A 17371-nucleotide genomic window follows, 5' to 3' on the forward strand; every position below is an offset into this window, starting at 1 on the left:
GCGGCTGGCTCGCCAAGCAGGCATCGGCGCCTTGCCAAAAGGCGCGCAAGCCTTTTGCGCGGGCGGCCCGGGCTGGCAAATCACCACCGCGCCCCATATCGGCGCAAGAGGTGCGGTGATGACGCCAAACGGAGAGAAGTGAGACGGCAATGACGATGCGGGCACCGGCGATAGTGTGGTTTTTTCAGGATCTCCGCCTCGATGATCAGCCGGCGCTGGCCGCCGCGCTTGCCGCCGGGCGGCCGATCGTTCCGGTTTTCGTGCTCGATACCACCTCGCCCGGGGCATGGGCGCCGGGGGGCGCGAGCCGTTTCTGGCTGCATGGCAGCCTCACGGCGCTGGGCGCCGATCTCGCCGCGCGCGGGGCCCGCCTCGTGCTGCGGCGCGGCGTGATGGGGGAGGAACTCTTGCGCCTCGCCGAAGAGACGGGGGCGGCGGAAATCCATGGCGGGCGCGCGGTCGAGCCCTGGCTGCGGGCGGCGATCGCGGCGCTGCGCCCGGCCCTGGCGCGGCGCGGCGTTGTGTTCCATGAGCACGAAACCCGGCTGCTGTTTGCCCCAGAGCGGCTGAAGACGCAAAATGGCGGCGCGTTTTCGGTGTTCACGCCATTTGCCCGCGCCGCATTCGCCGCCGGCATCGAGGGGGAGGCCTGGCCGGCCCCGGCAACCCTCCCCGGCTTCTCCGGCGCGCTCGCCAGCGACGTTCTCGCCACCTGGGGGCTTGCGCCGGCGCGCCCGGATTGGGCGGCCGAGATGCGCCGGCTTTGGACGCCGGGCGCGGCTGGTGCGGCAGCGCGGCTCGCGCGGTTTCTCACCGACGCCTTCCCTGCTTACGATCGTGCCCGCGACATCCCCGGCCATGCCAGCACCTCGATGTTGTCGCCGCACCTGCATTGGGGGGAGATATCTCCCCGCCGCGTCTGGCAAGCGGCAAGCCGTGCGGCACCCGGCGGTGGCAAGCCGCTGCACAGCTTTCTGAACGAGCTGCTCTGGCGCGAATTCTCCGCCTACCTCCTCTGGCATCACCCGCATCTCCCCGAGCAGCCGCTCCGCGCCGAGTTCGCCGCCATGCCCTGGCGTGAGGATGGCGCAGCACGCGCCGCCTGGCAGCGGGGCGAGACCGGCATCCCGATCGTTGACGCCGGGATGCGCCAGCTTTGGCGCTGGGGCTGGATGCATAACCGGGTGCGGATGATCGCCGCCTCATTCCTGGTCAAGCATCTGCTCCTCCCCTGGCAGGCCGGCGAGGCGTGGTTTTGGGATACGCTGCTCGATGCCGATCTCGCCGCCAATGCCGCGAGCTGGCAATGGGTCGCCGGCAGCGGCGCCGATGCAGCACCCTATTTCCGCATCTTCAACCCCATCCTCCAGGGGCGGAAATTCGACCCCGAAGGGGCCTATGTCCGCCGTTTCGTGCCCGAACTCGCGGCACTGCCCGACGAGTTCATCCATGCGCCGTGGGAGGCGCCGGGCCTCGCTTTGCGGGCGGCCGGGGTCGAACTCGGCAAGACCTATCCGCGGCCGATCATCGATCTCGGGCTCGGCCGGGCGCGGGCTTTGGCCGCTTTCGCCGCTCTGCCGCGGCGGGCGGCGTGATCCCGGCCGGCCGACCACTTCGCGTCGTCGGGGACGTGCATGGCGATCTCCGCGCCTTCCGCCATGCGGCGGCCACCGACCGCTTCCTCGTCCAGCTCGGCGATCTCGTCGATTACGGCCCCGACAGCGCCGGCGTCCTGCGGCTGATGCTGCGGCTGCTCGACGAGGGACGCGGCCTGTTCCTGCTCGGCAACCATGATTTCCGCCTTGCCCGCGCGATCTCCGGACGCATCCCCCATCTCGCGCCCGAAACCGCAGCGACCCTCGCGAGCCTCGATCCCGCTCTCGCCGCCCGCGCCGCCGCCGCGATCGCCCGCGCCCCGGCCTGGCTTCGCGTGGGTGGTGCGTTCTTCGTCCATGGCGGCTTTCACGATGCCATGCTGATGGCGCCGCCGCCGCCGGCACCCTTCACTGGCAGGCGGGTCAGCGGCCCGCTGGCGCGCGCGCTCTACGGCGAGCCGACCGGTCGGACGCAGCCCGACGGGTTCCCCGAGCGCAGCCTCCGCTGGGTCGATCGCATTCCGGCCGGCCTTACCGTCTATTGCGGCCATGACCAGCGCTCACGCGATGGCCGCCCCTATCGCCGCATTGGCGCGTCCGGCGGGCAGGCGGTGTTTCTCGATACCGGCGCCGGCAAGGGCGGGCATCTCTCCTGGATCGATCTTTCGCCGACTGGCATGGAACTCTCATCCGCGCTTGGCTAAAACGCTCGGCGTGGCACATACCCCGACCCCGGATCTTTTTGGCCAAGAGGCGTCGCCCGCGCGCGCGCCGGCGGCTGAGCGCGCCGGCAAGGGCGCCCGCCCGCTCGCCGATCGCCTGCGCCCGCGCACGCTCGCCGACGTGGTCGGCCAGGATCATCTCCTCGGCGCCGAGGGTGCGCTCGCGCGCATGCTGGCGCAAAGCTCGCTTGCTTCCCTCATCCTGTGGGGCCCGCCAGGGGTGGGCAAGACCACGCTGGCGCGGCTGCTCGCCGAGCGGGCAGGGCTTCATTTCGACCAATTATCGGCGGTTTTCTCGGGGGTCGCCGATCTCAAGCGGGTGTTCGAGGAGGCCGCGAGGCGGCGGCGCACCGGCACCGGGACACTGCTTTTCGTCGATGAAATCCACCGCTTCAACCGCGCTCAGCAAGATGCCTTCCTGCCGGTGGTGGAGCAGGGGATTGTGGTGCTGATCGGCGCCACCACCGAAAACCCGTCCTTCGCGCTCAACGCCGCCCTGCTTTCGCGCTGTCAGGTCTTGGTGCTGCGCCGGCTCGATGATGCCGCGCTCGAAACCCTCGCCGCCCGCGCCGAGGCCGCAACCGGGCGGACGCTGCCGCTCACCGCGGAAGGCCGCGCCGGCTTGCGCGCCATGGCCGATGGCGATGGCCGCTATCTCCTCAACATGGCCGAGCAGCTTTTTGCGCTGCCGCCCGATCAGCCGCCGCTCGGCGCCGCCGAACTCGCGACGCTTCTTGCCCGCCGCGCAACCCTTTACGACAAGGACCGTGAGGAACATTACAATCTCATCTCGGCGCTGCATAAATCGCTGCGCGGCTCCGATCCCGACGCGGCACTCTATTGGTTCGCGCGCATGCTGACCGGCGGCGAGGATCCGCGCTACATCGCCCGCCGCCTCGCCCGCTTCGCCGCCGAGGATGTCGGGCTCGCCGATCCTGCCGCCTTGACGCTGGCGCTCTCGGGCTGGGAAGCCTATGAGCGGATGGGCAGCCCGGAGGGCGAATTGGCGCTCGCCGAAGTGGTCATCCATCTCGCGACCGCCCCGAAATCGAACGCCGCCTATCGCGCGTTCGGGGCGGCGATGGCGGCGGCGCGGGCCACTGGCAGCTTGATGCCGCCCGCGCATATCCTCAACGCCCCGACCAAGCTGATGCGCGAGATCGGCTATGGCGCCGGCTATGAATATGACCACGAGGCCCCGGAGGCGTTTTCCGGCCAGAATTATTTTCCCGACGGCATGGCGCGAGCGCAGTTTTATCGCCCGAGCGGGCGTGGAGAGGAACGCGCGATCGCCGAACGCCTCGCCACCTGGGCGCGGCTGCGGGCGGAGCGCGGCCAATGAGCATCGCGCAACGCGAAGTGGGCACCGATGACGCGGATATCCGCCTCGATCGCTGGTTTCGCCGCCATTTCCCCGGCCTCACGCAGGGCATGATCGAAAAACTCTGCCGGACGGGGCAGATCCGGGTCGATGGCCATCGCGCCGGCGCCGCAACCCGCCTTGCCGTCGGCCAGACCATCCGCATCCCGCCGCTGCCGGCGGCGGCGGCCCCCAAGCCGCCGGCGGCGCCCGATCCCCATCTCGCCGCCGAACTCGCGCGCCTGATTCTCTATCAGGATCAGGCGGTGATCGTGCTCGACAAGCCGGCCGGCCTCGCCGTCCAGGGTGGCCCCGGGATCCGCCGCCATCTCGATGGCATGCTCGATGCGCTGCGCGGCGAGCAGCCGGCGCGGCCCAGGCTCGTCCATCGTCTCGATCAGGAGACCTCGGGCGTCCTGGTGCTTGCGCGCACGCCCGGTGTCGCCGCCTTTCTCGCCCGCGCTTTCCGCGAGCGCGAGGTCGAAAAAACCTACTGGGCGGTGGTGCGCGGCCGGCCGGAAGCGGCCGCCGGGCGCATCGATCTGCCGCTCGTCCGCCTCAAAGGGGCGAAGGGCGCGCGCAGCCAGGCCGCCCCCGGCGACCAGGACGCCGCCCGCGCCATCACCGATTACCAGGTGCGCGACCATGCCGGGCGGCATGTCTCCTGGCTCGAACTCGCGCCGCTCACCGGCCGCACCCATCAGCTCCGCGTCCATTGCGCGGCGATCGGCACCCCGATCCTCGGCGACGACAAATATGACACAATGCCTGATCCGGCGGCCGGGGCGGAAACGCGGCTCCATCTCCTCGCGCGCCGCCTCACCCTGCCTCATCCCGACGGTGGCACCCTAACCGTCGAAGCGCCGCTGCCACCCCATATGCGCGAGAGTTTCCGCCATTTCGGCTTCAGCGCGCCCAAACCCGCGCCACCTTCCCGGGCGAGGGCGGCATGAAGCGGGCCCTCATCGCGCTCGCCGCCGGGCTCGCGGTGATCGTGCTTGCGCTGGCGGCGGCGCTGGCGGTGGTGGTCGCCGCACCCGACCGGCTGAAACCGCTGGTGGTCGCGCTGGTCGCGCGTGATGGGCGGCAGAGCATAACGCTCGACGGGCCGATCTCGCTCTCGCTGCTGCCGCGCCCGGTATTGCGCGCAGAGAGGGTGACGCTCGGAACGCGCGCCGGCCGGATCGAGGCGGGACAATTTCTCGCGCATCTCGCGCTCCGCCCGCTTTTGTCACGCGAGATCGTGGTGACGCGGCTCGATCTCGACCACGCGGTTTTCCACCCAGCGCCCCAAGAGGCGATCTCTAACGCACTTCCCGAGACCGTCTCGCACGCCGCTCCGGCGAGCGTTGCCGCGGCGAGCGCGCCTGCCCCGGCCGGCAAGCCGCGGCATTGGCGGATCAGCCTGCTCGCGCTCCGCCTCACCGATGCGCGTGTTGCGACCGCGGCGCCGCTTAGCATCATCCGCCTCGATCTGCCGGCGCTGCCCGGGCCGAGCGCGACCGCGATCACCCTCGATGCCCGCTACGCCGGCATCCCGTTCAGCCTCAGCGGCATGATCGCCCGCCTGCCTGGCGATGCGCTGTCGTTTGGCGGGCTCCGCGTCGTCGCGCAGCAGGGCGATGTCGCGCTCGACGGCACCCTCCATCTCGCGCCGCATCCCGCGTTCGCGGGCAAGGTTACAATCCATCGCCTCGATCTCGATGCGCTGCGCCACGCTCTCCCGCGCCACGCGCTGGCGCCGGCCGCCGCCGCAGGCGAGGCGCCGGCACCATCCGCCGCGCCGCCGCCCGATTGGCGCGACCGGCCGCTCGCGTTTCTGCCGCTTCTCGACGCCGCCGATCTCGATCTCGCGGTCGCGGCCGGAACCGTGATCGAAAGTGGTGCCGCCTATCACGACATCGCCACCCATCTCGCACTCCATGACCGGCAACTGGTTCTCGATCCGCTGCGCCTCGAGGTGCCGGGCGGGGCGGTGAGCGGGGTTTTGCGCGTCGATGCCGCTGCCACCCCGCCGGCGATGACGCTGCATCTGCTGGCGCCGTCGCTCGCGCTCGGGCCGCTCGCCGGGGCGTTTCACTGGCCGGACGAGAATACCGGCGCGCTCGAGATTTTCGCCGATCTCAGCGCCGCCGGGGCGACGCCGCGGGCGCTGATGGCGTCGCTCGGCGGCCGCGTCGGGGTTGCCGCGGTGAATGCAACGCTCGCCAACCGCCTGCTGCTGCGCGCCCTCGGCGAGATCGTGCGGCAGGCGAGATTGCCGCCGATCGGGCTCGAGTCTGGCGGGCACACGGATCTTCGCTGTCTCGCGCTCGGCGGCGAGATCGCAGGCGGGATCGTGCATCTCGACCCAGCGCTCGCCGAGACATCGCGTCTTACGCTCGGCGCCGGCGGCACCCTCGATCTCGGCGCCGCGGCCATGGCGGTGCGGCTGGTGCCTTCGCTTCGCATCGGCGGCAATGCGCTGGTGGTGCCGTTGCGTCTCGATGGTCCGCTCGCTGCGCCGAAACTCATGCCCGACCCCGACCAAGGCGATGGCGCCCTCGCCGCCGTGCCGTGCGAATCGGCGCTGGCGCGCGCGCGGGGGGGGCGGGCAGGCCCGGCGCCGGCGCCGGCCAAGCCCGCCAAAGGGCTATCGCTGCGTGACATTCTGCGCGAGCTTGCGAAATAGGATGGCGATGCGACGGTTCTGGAACGAGGTGGCGCCGGTGGCAGCGGCGGAGGGGTTCGCGATCCATCTCGATGGCCGGCCGCTGCGGCTGCCCGAGGGCGACGCGCTTTGTGTCCCGAGCGCCGCGCTCGCAGACGCCATCGCCGAGGAATGGCGTGGGCTGGGGCCCGAGTTCAGCTATGACGATGTGCCGCTGACCCGCATGATCGGCACCGGGGTGACCCGGATCGCAGCGGCGCCGGCGCCGACCATCGCGGCGCTGGCCCGCTATGGTGAGAGCGACCTGCTTTGCTACCGCGCGGACACCCAAACCGCTTTGGCCGAGCGCCAGCGGGAGCGCTGGCAACCCTGGCTCGACTGGGCGGCGCGCGTGCTCGATGCGCCGCTCATGGTCACCGACGGCGTCATGCCGTGCCCGCAACCGCCGGCCAGCCTCGCCGCGCTGCGCGCGGCGCTGGCCCGGGAGGAGCCGGTCCGCCTCGCGGCGCTCGCGGTTCTGGTGCCGGCGCTCGGGAGTCTCGTGCTCGGTCTCGCGGTCGCGGCCGGGGCGCTCGATGGCGCGGAAGCGCTGGCGTTGGCCGAACTCGATGCGTTGTTTCAGGAAGATATCTGGGGCCGCGACGAGACGGCGACCGCCCGGCGGGCGCGCCTGGCCGGCGAGGTCGCGACCGCGGCCCGCATCCTGACGCTGACGCGCCACTGCTGACGTGCCACTTTGGGAGAAAGCCATCATGAGCGCCAAGCGCCTCATCATTCGCGGCCAGGTTCAGGGGGTCGGGTTTCGTGACTGGATGACCGCCCGCGCGGCAGCGCTCGGCCTTTCCGGCTGGGTGCGCAATCGCGATGACGGCGCGGTCGAGGCGCTGGTCGCCGGCGATCCCGCCGCGGTCGAGGAATTGCTGCGCGCCTGCCGCCGCGGCCCGCGCCTTGCGCGGGTCACCAGCATCGAGGAAGATCTCGCGCCGCCACCCGAGACCCCGGGATTTTACCGCACGTAAAATAGCACCGGGCGGCGCCGCAGGCGCTGCCCGCCGGGGAAAAGTTTTTGGTTCTTTTTACAAAAAGAACCCTTTTCTCCCCGCCCCCGCGCGCCTGATCTCAAAGAGGCTAATTTTCGAGGCGGAACAGGGTGAAAAGGCCGAAGGGCGGCATCGCCGAGACCGTCGCCTGCTCGCGCTCCTCGGGCAGCAGCAAGGCATCGACGGCGAAATCCGGGTGCCAGCCGAGGGCGCGCGAGGCCGGCGCCAAGGCCCGTTCCACCCACCAGCGCGGCCCGCGCTCGGCGGCGAAATGGTTGACGAACAGGAGGTGCCCGCCCGGCCGCACCACCCGGCGCATCTCCGCCATCAGCCGACGCGGATGCGGCACCACCGAGGCGACGAACATGGCGACCGCGATATCGAAGCTGCCGGTATCGAAGCTCATCGCTTCGGCGTCCATCTCGATCAGCGCATCGACCTGGGCAAGACCATCCTCGGCAACACGGCGGCGGGCGATGGCGAGCATCTCGGCCGAGAGATCGATGCCGGTGATGCGCTTGCCTGGTCCGTAATGGGGGAGAGCGAGGCCGGTGCCGACGCCGACCTCGAGCACGGCGCTGCCCGCCAGGCGGTTGACCTCGGCGACGGTGCGGCGGCGGGCGAAGGCGGAAATGCCGCCGAAGGAGGAATCATAAATTCCAGCCCAGCGCCGATAAGCGGCGCGAACCGCTTCGGCATCCAATGCGGATTTCGGAGCCGGGCGCGAGGAGGGAAAGGCATGGGTCATGATCGTCGGCGATCCTTGTTGTGCGAAAGGCCGAAACGCCGGAGCGGGCAGGAAACCAAGCCTTCGCGAAAGCCAAAGAGGAAGAGGCGAGACGGAGCAAGACGAACGGTGCGCACGAGAGAATAAGGCGTCGGGAATGACAACCACGAATGTTGAAGCGAAACAAGACGGCAAAGGCAATCTCATCCCGCATGGCTGGGGCGCGGCGCCGAAAATATCGCCGCACACGCCCTTTTACCGGCACGGCAGGCGCGAAAAAAAGCCACCCACCAAGGCACGGAGCCTTTGCGCTAAAAAAACACGCGCCACTCGCCGCGCCGGCCATCGCGTAACCCGGTTGGCCCGGCGCCAAGCCGCCCCGGCGTCAGCCGAGCTTGGAGAGATTGACCGCGGCGGCGCGGCCGTTCGGCTGCTGCTCGATTTCGAAGCCGAGTTTTTCCCCCTCGCTGAGACTGCGCAGCCCCGCTTTCTGCACGGCGCTGATATGGACGAACACGTCCTTCCCGCCATGATCAGGGGCGATGAAACCATAACCTTTGGTTGGATTGAACCATTTCACGGTGCCCTGCGGCATCGCCACACGCCTTTCTGTCTGCGGGGCGACGGGATGGTGCCAAGCACTCCCGAGCCCCTTGCTTGAACCGACGCGCTCTTGGGCGGCACGTCTTCCTCCCGGTGGCGAGGGCGGAATTCAGCAAACCATCGTCGCCACCAGAGGCAACGATACGACGCAGGGGCGCGCCTCGCAACGGCGACGTAAGAATTTCTCGCGCCCATGCCGCGCGGGCATCGGCGCACGCGGGAAAGTCGCCTTACGCGGCTTCCTCGCGCTTCTCGCGCACTTTCACATAAGCGAGATCGGCGTGGCGGGCGCAGTAGGGCTTGGTGGGCAGGGCGGCATCGTCACAGAAATGAAATCCGGGCTTTCCCGGCTCGCCGAGCGGCCAGCAGCACGTATGGGCGCGACGGAACGGCGGCGCCTCGAGACGATGCGGCGGCGACCACGCGGGCTGCGCCAGCGCCTTGACTGGCGCCGAGCCGCGCGCGCCGGAACCGATCTGGCTGGAACCGATCTGGCTGGGGCCGATTGCGTTGCGGCCGGCCGGAGGGGCGGCGCGCTCCTCCGCCGCCGGCGGGATGGCCGGAATCGGCGACGGGCGCGGCGGCAAAACCAGGCGATGCGCCTTGCCGATCACGGCGTTCTTGGTGATCCCAAGACGCCGACCGATCTCAGCTGTTGGCACGCCCTCGCACCAGAGCGCGCGCAAATGGGCGACGATTTCCTCGGTCCACTCCATTTCGTGGTCCTCCGCTTGATCTGACCACAACATACAGTGAATCGGTGGTGACATTCAATCACCCCCGCCCCGAAAATCTGTGGAAAACTCGTAGAAATTGTGTCCGCCCGGGGTATTTCGCCACCACTTGTTGTGGCGATGCCGGTTTCAGCCGGGATCGCTCGCCGGAGACGACAGCGGAGCATCGGCGACGTTGCCCTCCCGCGCCGCCGAAAGCGCGAGCGGTTTGCCCTCGCCCTCCGCCGCTGGCGGGCTCGCCGGGCGGCGAAGGCGGAGGCTCCGGATACGTCTCGCATCGGCGTCGACGACCAGGAACTCGATCCCCGAAGGATGGCTGATCACCTCGCCGCGCGCCGGCACCCGCTCGGCGAGGGTGAATACCAGGCCACCGACGGTATCGATATCGGCGTTGCGCTCATCCTCGGTCAGCACCGGGCCGAGCGCCGCTTCGAAATCCTCGATCGGCAGGCGCGCATCGACGTCGAACGTGCCGTCGGGGCGCTCCTGGAGCAATTTCTTCTGCTCGTCGTCATGCTCGTCGGCGATGTCGCCGACGATGGTCTCGACCAGATCCTCGATCGTCACCAAACCATCGACGCCGCCATATTCGTCGATGACGAGGGCGAGGTGCATGCGCGCCTGGCGCATTTGCAAGAGGAGATCGAGCACCGGGATCTGCGGCGCGACCAGCAGCGGCCGGCGCAGGATTTTTTCCAGGGAAAACGACTCGCGCGGCCCCTCGGCGGCATAGACGTCCTTGATATGGACCATGCCGACGATGTCATCGAGTTGGTCGCGATAGACCGGGAACCGCGAATGGCCCTCACGGCGGATCACCGCCAGCAGTTCGGCATGGCCGAGATCGAGCGGCAAGGCGACGATATCGGCGCGCGGCACCATCACGTCATCGGCGGTGGTGCCGCGCAGCCGCAGGATATTGGCGATCAGTACCCGCTCCTGGCGGTCGAGCTCGGGCGCGACGCCGGGGGTGAGCGGCGCCTCCGCCGCCTCCTGCACCAGCTCGGCGATCGAGGCGCGCACCGAATGCTCGGCACCGCGCCAGCCCCATAACCCGCGCAGGCGCTGAATGAGGGCGGCCGGCATGGCGATCATGCTTGCCGCCACGGGTTGGGAACGCCGAGGCGATGGAGGATGCGGGCCTCGGCCATTTCCATCCGCCGCGCATCGCCCGGGTGGTGGTGGTCATGCCCGGCGAGATGGAGCACGCCATGGACGACGAGATGGACGAGATGATGCCCCGGCCGCCTTCCCGCCGCGCGCGCCTCGCGCAGGACGACGCCGAGCGCGAGAATGAGATCGCCGCCGCGGGCCGCGGGAAAACTCAGGACATTGGTCGGCTTGTCGCGGCCGCGATGGCGGGCATTGAGCCGGCGCACGGTGCGATCATCGGCGAGCATGACGCTCGCCGCCGCCATCGCCGGCCCGGCCGCAACCAAAGCGGCGCGGCGGGCGAGCCTCTCGGCGCGCGGCACATGGCGCCGCCAGGCCGGTGCTGCGACCACGATCTCGATCCCGATGGCCGCAGGATTGGGAAGATGCCCCGCCGTCGCGGGGCTAGGCTTTCGATCTTTGCCCATGATGCCCGTCATAGGCCGCGACGATGCGCGCGACCAGGGGATGGCGCACGACGTCATGCGCCGTGAAATGGGCGAAGGCGATCCCCTCGACGCCCGCCAGCACCTCCAGCGCATCGAGCAAGCCGGAACGCTGACCGGCGGGGAGATCGATCTGGCTCGGATCGCCGGTGATCACCATGCGCGTGCCCTCCCCCATGCGGGTCAGGAACATCTTCATCTGCACCGGTGTCGTGTTCTGGGCCTCGTCGAGAATGACGAAGGCGTGCGCCAGCGTGCGCCCGCGCATGAACGCGAGCGGCGCGACCTCGATCTCGCCGCTGGCCAGCCGCCGCGTCACCTGCTCGGCCGGCATCATGTCGTTGAGCGCGTCATAGAGCGGGCGGAGATAGGGATCGACCTTCTCCTTGAGATCGCCGGGGAGAAAGCCAAGCCGCTCGCCAGCCTCGACGGCGGGGCGCGAGAGCACGATGCGATCGACGCGGCCCGATTGCAGCATGGCGACCGCTTGCGCCACGGCGAGATAGGTCTTGCCGGTGCCGGCGGGGCCGACCGCGAACACCGCCTCGGCGCTGGCGAGAAGATCGATATAGCGCAATTGCCCGGGGCTGCGCGGCTCGACGGCGCCGCGGCGGGTGCGGATCGCCGGCAGATCGGCGAGCGGCAAACGCGGATCGGTCTCGGGCGCGGTGAGGCGGATCGCGGCGTCGATCTCCGAGGCGCCCACCGGCTGGCCGCCTTCGAGCCGACGATAGAGCCCCGAAAGCGCCGCCTGCGCCATCCCCACCTGCTCCGGCGGGCCGCTGATCGCGATCCGGTTGCCGCGGCAGGAGAGCCGCACATTGAGCCCCTTCTCCAACCGCGCCAAATGGCGGTCATGCTCGCCGAGCAGAAGCGAGAGCAGCGCATTGTCGGCGAACTGCAGGGTGACGGGTTTGTCGCCGGCGGCGGCGAGGGAGGCGGGGGAAAGGGGGCTCAAGCGGCGGCGTGCTCCTCATCTTCGGCGGGCCACGCGCCGGCCAGCGAACGCGGGCCGGCGGCGACGATGGTGACAGTGATCTCGCGGCCGATCAGGGTCTCGGGTGCGGCAAGATGAACCGCCTGGAGATAGGGGCTGCGGCCGGCGATCTGGCCGGCATGGCGGCCGCGCCCGGTGATCAGGACGGGAAGCCGGCGCCCGACCTGGCTTTGATTGAACGCGTGCTGCTGGGCGGCGAGGAGATCCTGGAGGGCGGCAAGGCGCGCCTCCTTTTCGGGCTCGGGCACCTGATCGGCGGCACTCGCGGCCGGGGTGCCGGGACGGGGCGAGTATTTGAAACTATAGGCCTGGGCGAAACCGACCTCGCGCACCAACGCCAGCGTCGCCGCGAAATCCGCCGCCGTCTCGCCGGGATGGCCGACGATGAAATCAGACGAAAGCGCGATATCCGGCCGCGCTCGGCGGAGGCGTTCGACGATGCCGAGATAGGCGGCGGCATCGTGGCGGCGGTTCATCGCGGCGAGGATGCGGTCAGACCCCGACTGCACCGGAAGATGCAAAAATGGCATCAGCGCCGGCAAAGCGCCGTGCGCGGCAATCAAATCGTCATCCATGTCGCGCGGGTGCGAGGTGGTATAGCGGAGCCGGGTGAGGCCGGGGATTTCGGCGAGCGCGTAAAGGAGCCGCGCGAGCGTCCATTCGCCGCCGGCCGGCGCCGCGCCATGCCAGGCATTGACGTTTTGGCCAAGGAGAGTGATCTCGCGCGCACCCCTCGCGACCAAGGCGCGGGCTTCCGCGAGCACCGCGGCCGCCGGGCGCGAGGCTTCCACCCCCCTTGTATAGGGGACGACGCAGAAGCTGCAGAATTTGTCGCACCCCTCCTGGATCGCGAGGAACGCGGTCACTCCGCCCGCCGGCAGCGCCGCCTCCGGCAGATGATCGAATTTGCTCTCGGGCGGGAAGTCGGTCGCGATCACCGCCCGCCCGGCCTGTTCGGCTTCGGCGATCATCTCCGGCAGGCGATGGTAGGTCTGGGGCCCGAGCACGATATCGACATAAGGTGCGCGGCGTAGGATTTCGGCCCCTTCGGCCTGGGCGACGCAACCGGCGACGGCGAGCAGCATGCGCCCGCCGCCCGCGCGGCGCGCGTCTTTCAGGCGGCGCAGCCGGCCTAGCTCGGAAAACAGCTTTTCGGTCGCGTGCTCACGAATATGGCAGGTGTTGAGGATCACCATGTCGGCGTCCTCAAGGGATGCCGCCGGGCCATAGCCGAGGGGCGCCAGGACATCACCCATCCGGGTGCTGTCATAGACATTCATCTGACAGCCCCAGGTGATGACATGGAGACGCCGGCGCGGCGCAGCGGGCGCGGTTTCGGCGGGCGCGGTTTCGGCGGCGGGACGGGTCGGGACAGTCATCGCAATCACTCCACGCGTCGCCGCCGGATCATCCCGGACGGCGGCGGCGGAGCCATTGCCTTCCACGGCGCGGCGGTCAAGCGCAAAGCCGTGTACCAACCCCGATTGCCATGCTCCCATGTGAGAGCGGCGCCCGGTTCCTGTCAAGCGACAACCGCATGACAGGCGCAGGCCGCGTCATGGCGCGCGCGGTCAGCCGTGCCCGGCGGTGCCGGAGAGCAGGAGCGGGTCGATCCGGAGCTTGGCCAGCGCCCGGCGCCATTTCGTCTCATGGTCGGCATCGAACAACAGCGCTTCGTCCGCCGGGGCGGAGAGCCAGGCATTCTGCTGAAATTCCTGATCGAGCTGACCCGGCCCCCAGCCGACATAGCCGAGCGCGAGCAGCCCCTGGCGCGGCCCGGCGCCGCCGGCGATGGCCTTCAGAATGTCGAGGCTGGCGGTGAGCGCAAGGCGCTCATCGACGCGGAGGCTGGCCTCATCGGTCCAGTCGGCGGTGTGGAGCACGAAGCCGCGGGCGTGATCGACCGGGCCGCCGGAGCAGAGCCGGATGTGGCGGGCCGGCGGCAGCGGCGCGATATCGAGCTGGCGCAGCAGATCGGCGAAGCTCGGCTGTTCGAGCGGGCGGTTGAGCATGATGCCCATCGCGCCTTCCGGCGTGTGCGCGCAGAGATAGATCACGCTTCGCGCGAAATTGGGATCGCTCAGTTCCGGCATGGCGATCAGAATTTGCCCAGTCAGCATCAACCCGCCCGGCTTGGCGGTTTTCGGGCGAGGCGCGGCAAGCCCTTTGGCGGCGGGGGCTTTGGCGGCGGGCGAGCGCGGGGTGATGCGACGAGCCATGGCGATAGAATTGGGGTTTTCGCGCCGCAACGCAAGCACCGGTTGGTTCGCGCCCGATTTTGGTCTAGGAAGGCCTTTCCCTGGCAACCCGCGTCCCCCGCCGATCCCGCCCTGCCGGGCGATCACGCGGGGCCGCAAGAGAGCGAGCATGCGCATGACGATCAAGGTTGGCGATACCATCCCGGCGATGAAGCTGATGACCGCATCGCCCGAGGGGCCCAAGGAAATCTCCACCGACGAGATTTTCCGCGGCAAGACGGTGGTTCTGTTCGCGGTCCCGGGAGCTTTCACCCCGACCTGTAGCGCCAAGCATTTGCCCGGGTTCATCGAGCACGCCGAGCAATTTTTTGCCAAGGGCGTCGACCGCATCGTCTGCATGGCGGTCAATGATCCTTTCGTCCTCGGCGCCTGGGCGAAGGATCAGGGATCGGGCGACAAGATTCTGATGCTCGCCGACGGCTCCGGCGCGCTCACCAAGGCGATGGGGCTCGAACTCGATCTCGTCGCGCGCGGCCTTGGCGTGCGCAGCCAGCGTTTCGCGCTGGTTGCGAAAGACGGCAAGGTCACCCACCTCGCGATCGAGGAGCCGGGTGGTTTCGATGTCAGCCGCGCCGAGGCGGTGCTCGCGGCGCTCTGACTACCTTGCGCCTTCGCGGGCGACGGGCATGAGCCTTCCCCCGGGTAGCGGCTCGGGGGCGCCGGTGGTTTCCGGAAAACTGATCGGAAGGCCCGCGAGGTGGCGGGCGGCGAGGAAGGCGAAGCATTGCGCCTCCAGCGCATCGCCGTCCCAGCCGAGGGTTTCGACCGCGTCCACCGGCGCCGCGAGGTGCCGGCGGAGCGCCGCCATGATAGCGCGATTGCGCCGCCCGCCGCCGGTGACGAGCCAGCGCCGCGGTGGCGCCGGGAGGGGGGTTGCGGCGACGGAAGCGGCGAGGAAGGCGGTGAGGGTCGCGGCGCCATCGGCCGGGCGCAAGCGGTCGAGGCCGCTGGTGGCAAGGGCTTCGGCGAAGGCCAGCCGGTCGAGGGATTTCGGCGCAGCCCGCCGGAAATAGGGATGATCGAGCAGGCGCGCGAGCACCGCCTCGTCCGCCTGGCCCGCTTGTGCGAGCGCGCCGTCGGCGTCGAAGGGGGCGCCGGTGTGGCGGGTTAGCCAGTCATCGAGGGGGCCGTTGCCGGGCCCGGTGTCGCACGCGAGGAGAGTGTCCCCGGCCCCGATCCAGGTGACATTGGCGACGCCGCCGATGTTGAGGATCGCGAGCGGGCGCGGCAGGCCGGCGGCCAGGGCGGCGTGAAACACCGGGACGAGCGGCGCGCCCTCACCGCCGGCGGCGACATCGCGGCTGCGAAAGTCAAACACCACCGCAAGCCCGGTCGCGCGTGCCAAAGCGGCGGCATCGCCGATCTGCCAGGTGCGGCGGGCTTTCGGGTCGTGGAGAATGGTCTGGCCGTGAAAGCCGATGAGGTCGGCGGTGACGCCGAGCGCCGCGACCGCTTCGGCGTGGCGCGCGGTGAGTTCGGCCTCGGCGGCGCGGAGCGCGGGATCATCGGTGCGGAGATGCGGCGCGCGGTCGAGGAGCGCGCGGAGTGCTGCGCGCAACGCCGGCGGATAGGGCAAGGTGAGCGCCGGGCCGAAGCCCTGCACACGCTCGCCATCGGTCTCGATCACGGCGGCGTCGACCCCGTCGAGCGAGGTGCCGCTCATCAGCCCGATCACGCGCTGCGGTGTCACCGGCGTTGCCACTCCAGGAAATCAGGATAAAAGTCTTTTTGCTTCTTTTTCTTCAGAAAAAGAAGAGTCTCGTCTCCCCCTTCAACGACAAAGCGAACGACCATGCCGCGCAGCGCCTTTCTTACCGAAGCCATTGCCCGTGGCTTCGTGTTTCAATGCACCGATCTCGAAGCGCTCGATGCGCGGCTAAAAGCCGGGCCGATCGCCGCTTATATCGGCTTTGACTGCACCGCCGACAGCCTCCATGTCGGGAGTCTGGTGCAGATCATGCTGCTCCGCCTGCTGCAGCGCCATGGCCATAGGCCGGTGGTGCTGCTCGGCGGCGGCACCAGCCGGATCGGCGACCCGTCGGGCAAGGACGAGGCGCGGCAATTGCTATCCGATGAGCAGATCAGCGCCAATATGGCCGGCATCCGCCGTGTCTTCGATCCGTTCCTGCGCTTTGGCGACGGGCCGGGCGAGGCGATGGTGGTCAACAACGCCGACTGGCTCGATGCCCTCGGCTATATCGCACTGTTGCGCGAGGTCGGGACGCATTTCACCATCAACCGCATGCTCGGCTTCGACGCCGTTCGCCTGCGGCTCGAGCGCGAGCAGCCGCTCACCTTCCTCGAGTTCAATTACATGATCCTCCAAAGCTATGATTTCCGCGAGCTTCATCGCCGCCACGGCGTAGTTCTGCAGTGCGGCGGATCGGATCAATGGGGCAATATCGTCGCCGGGATGGAGCTGGTGCGCCGCACCGAGGGCAAGACGGTGTTCGGCCTCACCTCGCCGCTGATCACCACGGCTTCGGGCGCGAAGATGGGCAAGACGGCACGCGGCGCGATCTGGCTCACCGCCGAGCGGCTGGCGCCGTTCGATTACTGGCAATTCTGGCGCAATGCCGAGGATGCCGATGTCGGGCGATTTTTACGCCTGTTTACCGATCTGCCGCTCCCTGAGATCGCGCGCCTCGAAGCCCTACGCGACGCCGAGATCAACGCGGCCAAGATCGTGCTCGCGACCGAGGCGACGGCGCTGGCGCATGGCCGGGCGGCGGCCGAGGCGGCGCGGCGGACCGCGGGCGAGGTGTTCGGCGCTGGCGGGCTTGCCGAGGATTTGCCGCGTGTCGATGTCCCCGCCGCCGATCTCGCCCGCGGCGTGCCGGCGTTTCAGCTTTTCGTTACCGCCGGGCTTGCCGCGAGCAACGGCGAGGCGCGGCGGTTGATCCGCGGCGGCGGCGCGCGGGTCAACGACTCAGCGATCACCGACGAGGCGCGGCCGGTCACCGCCGCCGACCTCAAAGACGGGGTGATCAAGCTCTCCGCGGGCCGCAAGCAACACCGTCTGGTACGGCCAATGTGATCGGCGCTGATCTCTGGAATTCGCCCGGGATTGGTTCTATGTGCATCAGC

18 protein-coding genes are annotated in these 17371 nt (G+C 69.5%); 9 read left to right on the forward strand and 9 right to left on the reverse strand.

Translation table 11 applies throughout. The annotated features are described in order from the left end of the window. Positions 1 to 149: 149 nt before the first annotated feature. From DEF76_RS14130 to DEF76_RS14160, 7 genes are read left to right on the forward strand one after another with little or no spacing between them, the layout of a single operon-like run. On the forward strand, positions 150 to 1595 hold the full coding sequence (locus DEF76_RS14130) for a cryptochrome/photolyase family protein (protein ID WP_114912885.1): 1446 nt from the start codon (positions 150 to 152) through the stop codon (positions 1593 to 1595). Beyond that, positions 1592 to 2299, forward strand: coding sequence for a metallophosphoesterase (locus DEF76_RS19970; protein WP_240319014.1), 708 nt, complete (start codon positions 1592 to 1594; stop codon positions 2297 to 2299). The genes DEF76_RS14130 and DEF76_RS19970 overlap by 4 nt, the downstream gene beginning before the upstream one ends. A 10-nt stretch (positions 2300 to 2309) precedes the next feature. Further along, on the forward strand, positions 2310 to 3659 hold the full coding sequence (locus DEF76_RS14140; RefSeq protein WP_114913905.1) for a replication-associated recombination protein A: 1350 nt from the start codon (positions 2310 to 2312) through the stop codon (positions 3657 to 3659). Next, positions 3656 to 4630, forward strand: coding sequence for an RluA family pseudouridine synthase (locus DEF76_RS14145; protein WP_114912887.1), 975 nt, complete (start codon positions 3656 to 3658; stop codon positions 4628 to 4630). The genes DEF76_RS14140 and DEF76_RS14145 overlap by 4 nt, the downstream gene beginning before the upstream one ends. After that, positions 4627 to 6348 carry an AsmA family protein gene (locus DEF76_RS14150; protein WP_114912888.1) on the forward strand — a complete coding sequence of 574 codons (1722 nt, stop codon included), beginning with the start codon at positions 4627 to 4629 and terminating at the stop codon, positions 6346 to 6348. Before DEF76_RS14145 ends, DEF76_RS14150 begins: the two co-directional genes overlap by 4 nt. A 1-nt stretch (position 6349) precedes the next feature. After that, a complete protein-coding gene (locus tag DEF76_RS14155; protein ID WP_338025731.1) occupies positions 6350 to 7054 on the forward strand; it encodes an ATP12 family chaperone protein in 705 nt (234 codons plus the stop codon). A gap of 25 nt (positions 7055 to 7079) precedes the next feature. Further along, a complete protein-coding gene (locus DEF76_RS14160; protein WP_114913907.1) occupies positions 7080 to 7346 on the forward strand; it encodes an acylphosphatase in 267 nt (88 codons plus the stop codon). A 109-nt stretch (positions 7347 to 7455) separates the two neighbouring features. Here DEF76_RS14160 and DEF76_RS14165 read toward each other — a convergent pair whose 3' ends face one another. The 8 genes from DEF76_RS14165 to DEF76_RS14200 form a co-directional block, all read right to left on the reverse strand. Next, on the reverse strand, positions 7456 to 8115 hold the full coding sequence (locus DEF76_RS14165; RefSeq protein WP_114912889.1) for a class I SAM-dependent methyltransferase: 660 nt from the start codon (positions 8113 to 8115) through the stop codon (positions 7456 to 7458). Positions 8116 to 8479: 364 nt separating this feature from the next. Then, entirely contained in the window at positions 8480 to 8689 is a 210-nt protein-coding gene (locus tag DEF76_RS14170) for a cold-shock protein (protein WP_114912890.1), read from the reverse strand. Positions 8690 to 8927: 238 nt separating this feature from the next. Next, positions 8928 to 9413 carry a GcrA family cell cycle regulator gene (locus DEF76_RS14175; protein WP_114912891.1) on the reverse strand — a complete coding sequence of 162 codons (486 nt, stop codon included), beginning with the start codon at positions 9411 to 9413 and terminating at the stop codon, positions 8928 to 8930. Positions 9414 to 9560: 147 nt separating this feature from the next. Then, positions 9561 to 10526 carry a hemolysin family protein gene (locus DEF76_RS14180; RefSeq protein ID WP_114912892.1) on the reverse strand — a complete coding sequence of 322 codons (966 nt, stop codon included), beginning with the start codon at positions 10524 to 10526 and terminating at the stop codon, positions 9561 to 9563. Beyond that, positions 10523 to 11011: an rRNA maturation RNase YbeY gene (gene ybeY / locus DEF76_RS14185; RefSeq protein ID WP_114912893.1), complete on the reverse strand. Its 489-nt coding sequence runs from the start codon at positions 11009 to 11011 to the stop codon at positions 10523 to 10525. The genes DEF76_RS14180 and ybeY overlap by 4 nt, the downstream gene beginning before the upstream one ends. Continuing rightward, positions 10989 to 11987, reverse strand: a complete 999-nt coding sequence (locus tag DEF76_RS14190) for a PhoH family protein (protein WP_114912894.1) — start codon at positions 11985 to 11987, stop codon at positions 10989 to 10991. Before DEF76_RS14190 ends, ybeY begins: the two co-directional genes overlap by 23 nt. Further along, entirely contained in the window at positions 11984 to 13405 is a 1422-nt protein-coding gene (gene miaB, locus DEF76_RS14195) for a tRNA (N6-isopentenyl adenosine(37)-C2)-methylthiotransferase MiaB (protein ID WP_114913908.1), read from the reverse strand. The genes DEF76_RS14190 and miaB overlap by 4 nt, the downstream gene beginning before the upstream one ends. A 192-nt stretch (positions 13406 to 13597) precedes the next feature. Then, complete coding sequence (locus DEF76_RS14200; RefSeq protein WP_114913909.1) at positions 13598 to 14146, reverse strand: YqgE/AlgH family protein; 549 nt, start codon at positions 14144 to 14146, stop codon at positions 13598 to 13600. A 253-nt stretch (positions 14147 to 14399) separates the two neighbouring features. Between DEF76_RS14200 and DEF76_RS14205 the strand changes: the two genes are divergently transcribed. Next, a complete protein-coding gene (locus DEF76_RS14205) occupies positions 14400 to 14882 on the forward strand; it encodes a peroxiredoxin (protein ID WP_114912895.1) in 483 nt (160 codons plus the stop codon). Here DEF76_RS14205 and DEF76_RS14210 read toward each other — a convergent pair whose 3' ends face one another. Next, positions 14883 to 15974, reverse strand: coding sequence for an anhydro-N-acetylmuramic acid kinase (locus tag DEF76_RS14210; protein ID WP_275895684.1), 1092 nt, complete (start codon positions 15972 to 15974; stop codon positions 14883 to 14885). It abuts the gene before it with no gap. A gap of 102 nt (positions 15975 to 16076) precedes the next feature. On the opposite strand from DEF76_RS14210, the gene tyrS reads away from it, so the two are divergent. Continuing rightward, complete coding sequence (gene tyrS, locus DEF76_RS14215; RefSeq protein WP_114912896.1) at positions 16077 to 17321, forward strand: tyrosine--tRNA ligase; 1245 nt, start codon at positions 16077 to 16079, stop codon at positions 17319 to 17321. Positions 17322 to 17371 lie beyond the last annotated feature (50 nt).

This window comes from Acidibrevibacterium fodinaquatile (assembly GCF_003352165.1).
GTDB lineage: Bacteria > Pseudomonadota > Alphaproteobacteria > Acetobacterales > Acetobacteraceae > Acidibrevibacterium > Acidibrevibacterium fodinaquatile.

Coding starts and splice junctions, on each gene's coding strand:
- DEF76_RS14180 (WP_114912892.1), bottom strand. CDS start 10,526: ATGATCGCCATGCCGGCCGCCCTCATTCAGCGCCTGCGCGGGTTATGG.
- DEF76_RS14170 (WP_114912890.1), bottom strand. CDS start 8,689: ATGCCGCAGGGCACCGTGAAATGGTTCAATCCAACCAAAGGTTATGGT.
- DEF76_RS14155 (WP_338025731.1), top strand. CDS start 6,350: ATGGCGATGCGACGGTTCTGGAACGAGGTGGCGCCGGTGGCAGCGGCG.
- DEF76_RS14145 (WP_114912887.1), top strand. CDS start 3,656: ATGAGCATCGCGCAACGCGAAGTGGGCACCGATGACGCGGATATCCGC.
- DEF76_RS14160 (WP_114913907.1), top strand. CDS start 7,080: ATGAGCGCCAAGCGCCTCATCATTCGCGGCCAGGTTCAGGGGGTCGGG.
- miaB (WP_114913908.1), bottom strand. CDS start 13,405: ATGACTGTCCCGACCCGTCCCGCCGCCGAAACCGCGCCCGCCGAAACC.
- DEF76_RS14175 (WP_114912891.1), bottom strand. CDS start 9,413: ATGGAGTGGACCGAGGAAATCGTCGCCCATTTGCGCGCGCTCTGGTGC.
- ybeY (WP_114912893.1), bottom strand. CDS start 11,011: ATGGGCAAAGATCGAAAGCCTAGCCCCGCGACGGCGGGGCATCTTCCC.
- DEF76_RS14130 (WP_114912885.1), top strand. CDS start 150: ATGACGATGCGGGCACCGGCGATAGTGTGGTTTTTTCAGGATCTCCGC.
- DEF76_RS14200 (WP_114913909.1), bottom strand. CDS start 14,146: ATGCTGACTGGGCAAATTCTGATCGCCATGCCGGAACTGAGCGATCCC.
- DEF76_RS14165 (WP_114912889.1), bottom strand. CDS start 8,115: ATGACCCATGCCTTTCCCTCCTCGCGCCCGGCTCCGAAATCCGCATTG.
- DEF76_RS14150 (WP_114912888.1), top strand. CDS start 4,627: ATGAAGCGGGCCCTCATCGCGCTCGCCGCCGGGCTCGCGGTGATCGTG.
- DEF76_RS14205 (WP_114912895.1), top strand. CDS start 14,400: ATGACGATCAAGGTTGGCGATACCATCCCGGCGATGAAGCTGATGACC.
- tyrS (WP_114912896.1), top strand. CDS start 16,077: ATGCCGCGCAGCGCCTTTCTTACCGAAGCCATTGCCCGTGGCTTCGTG.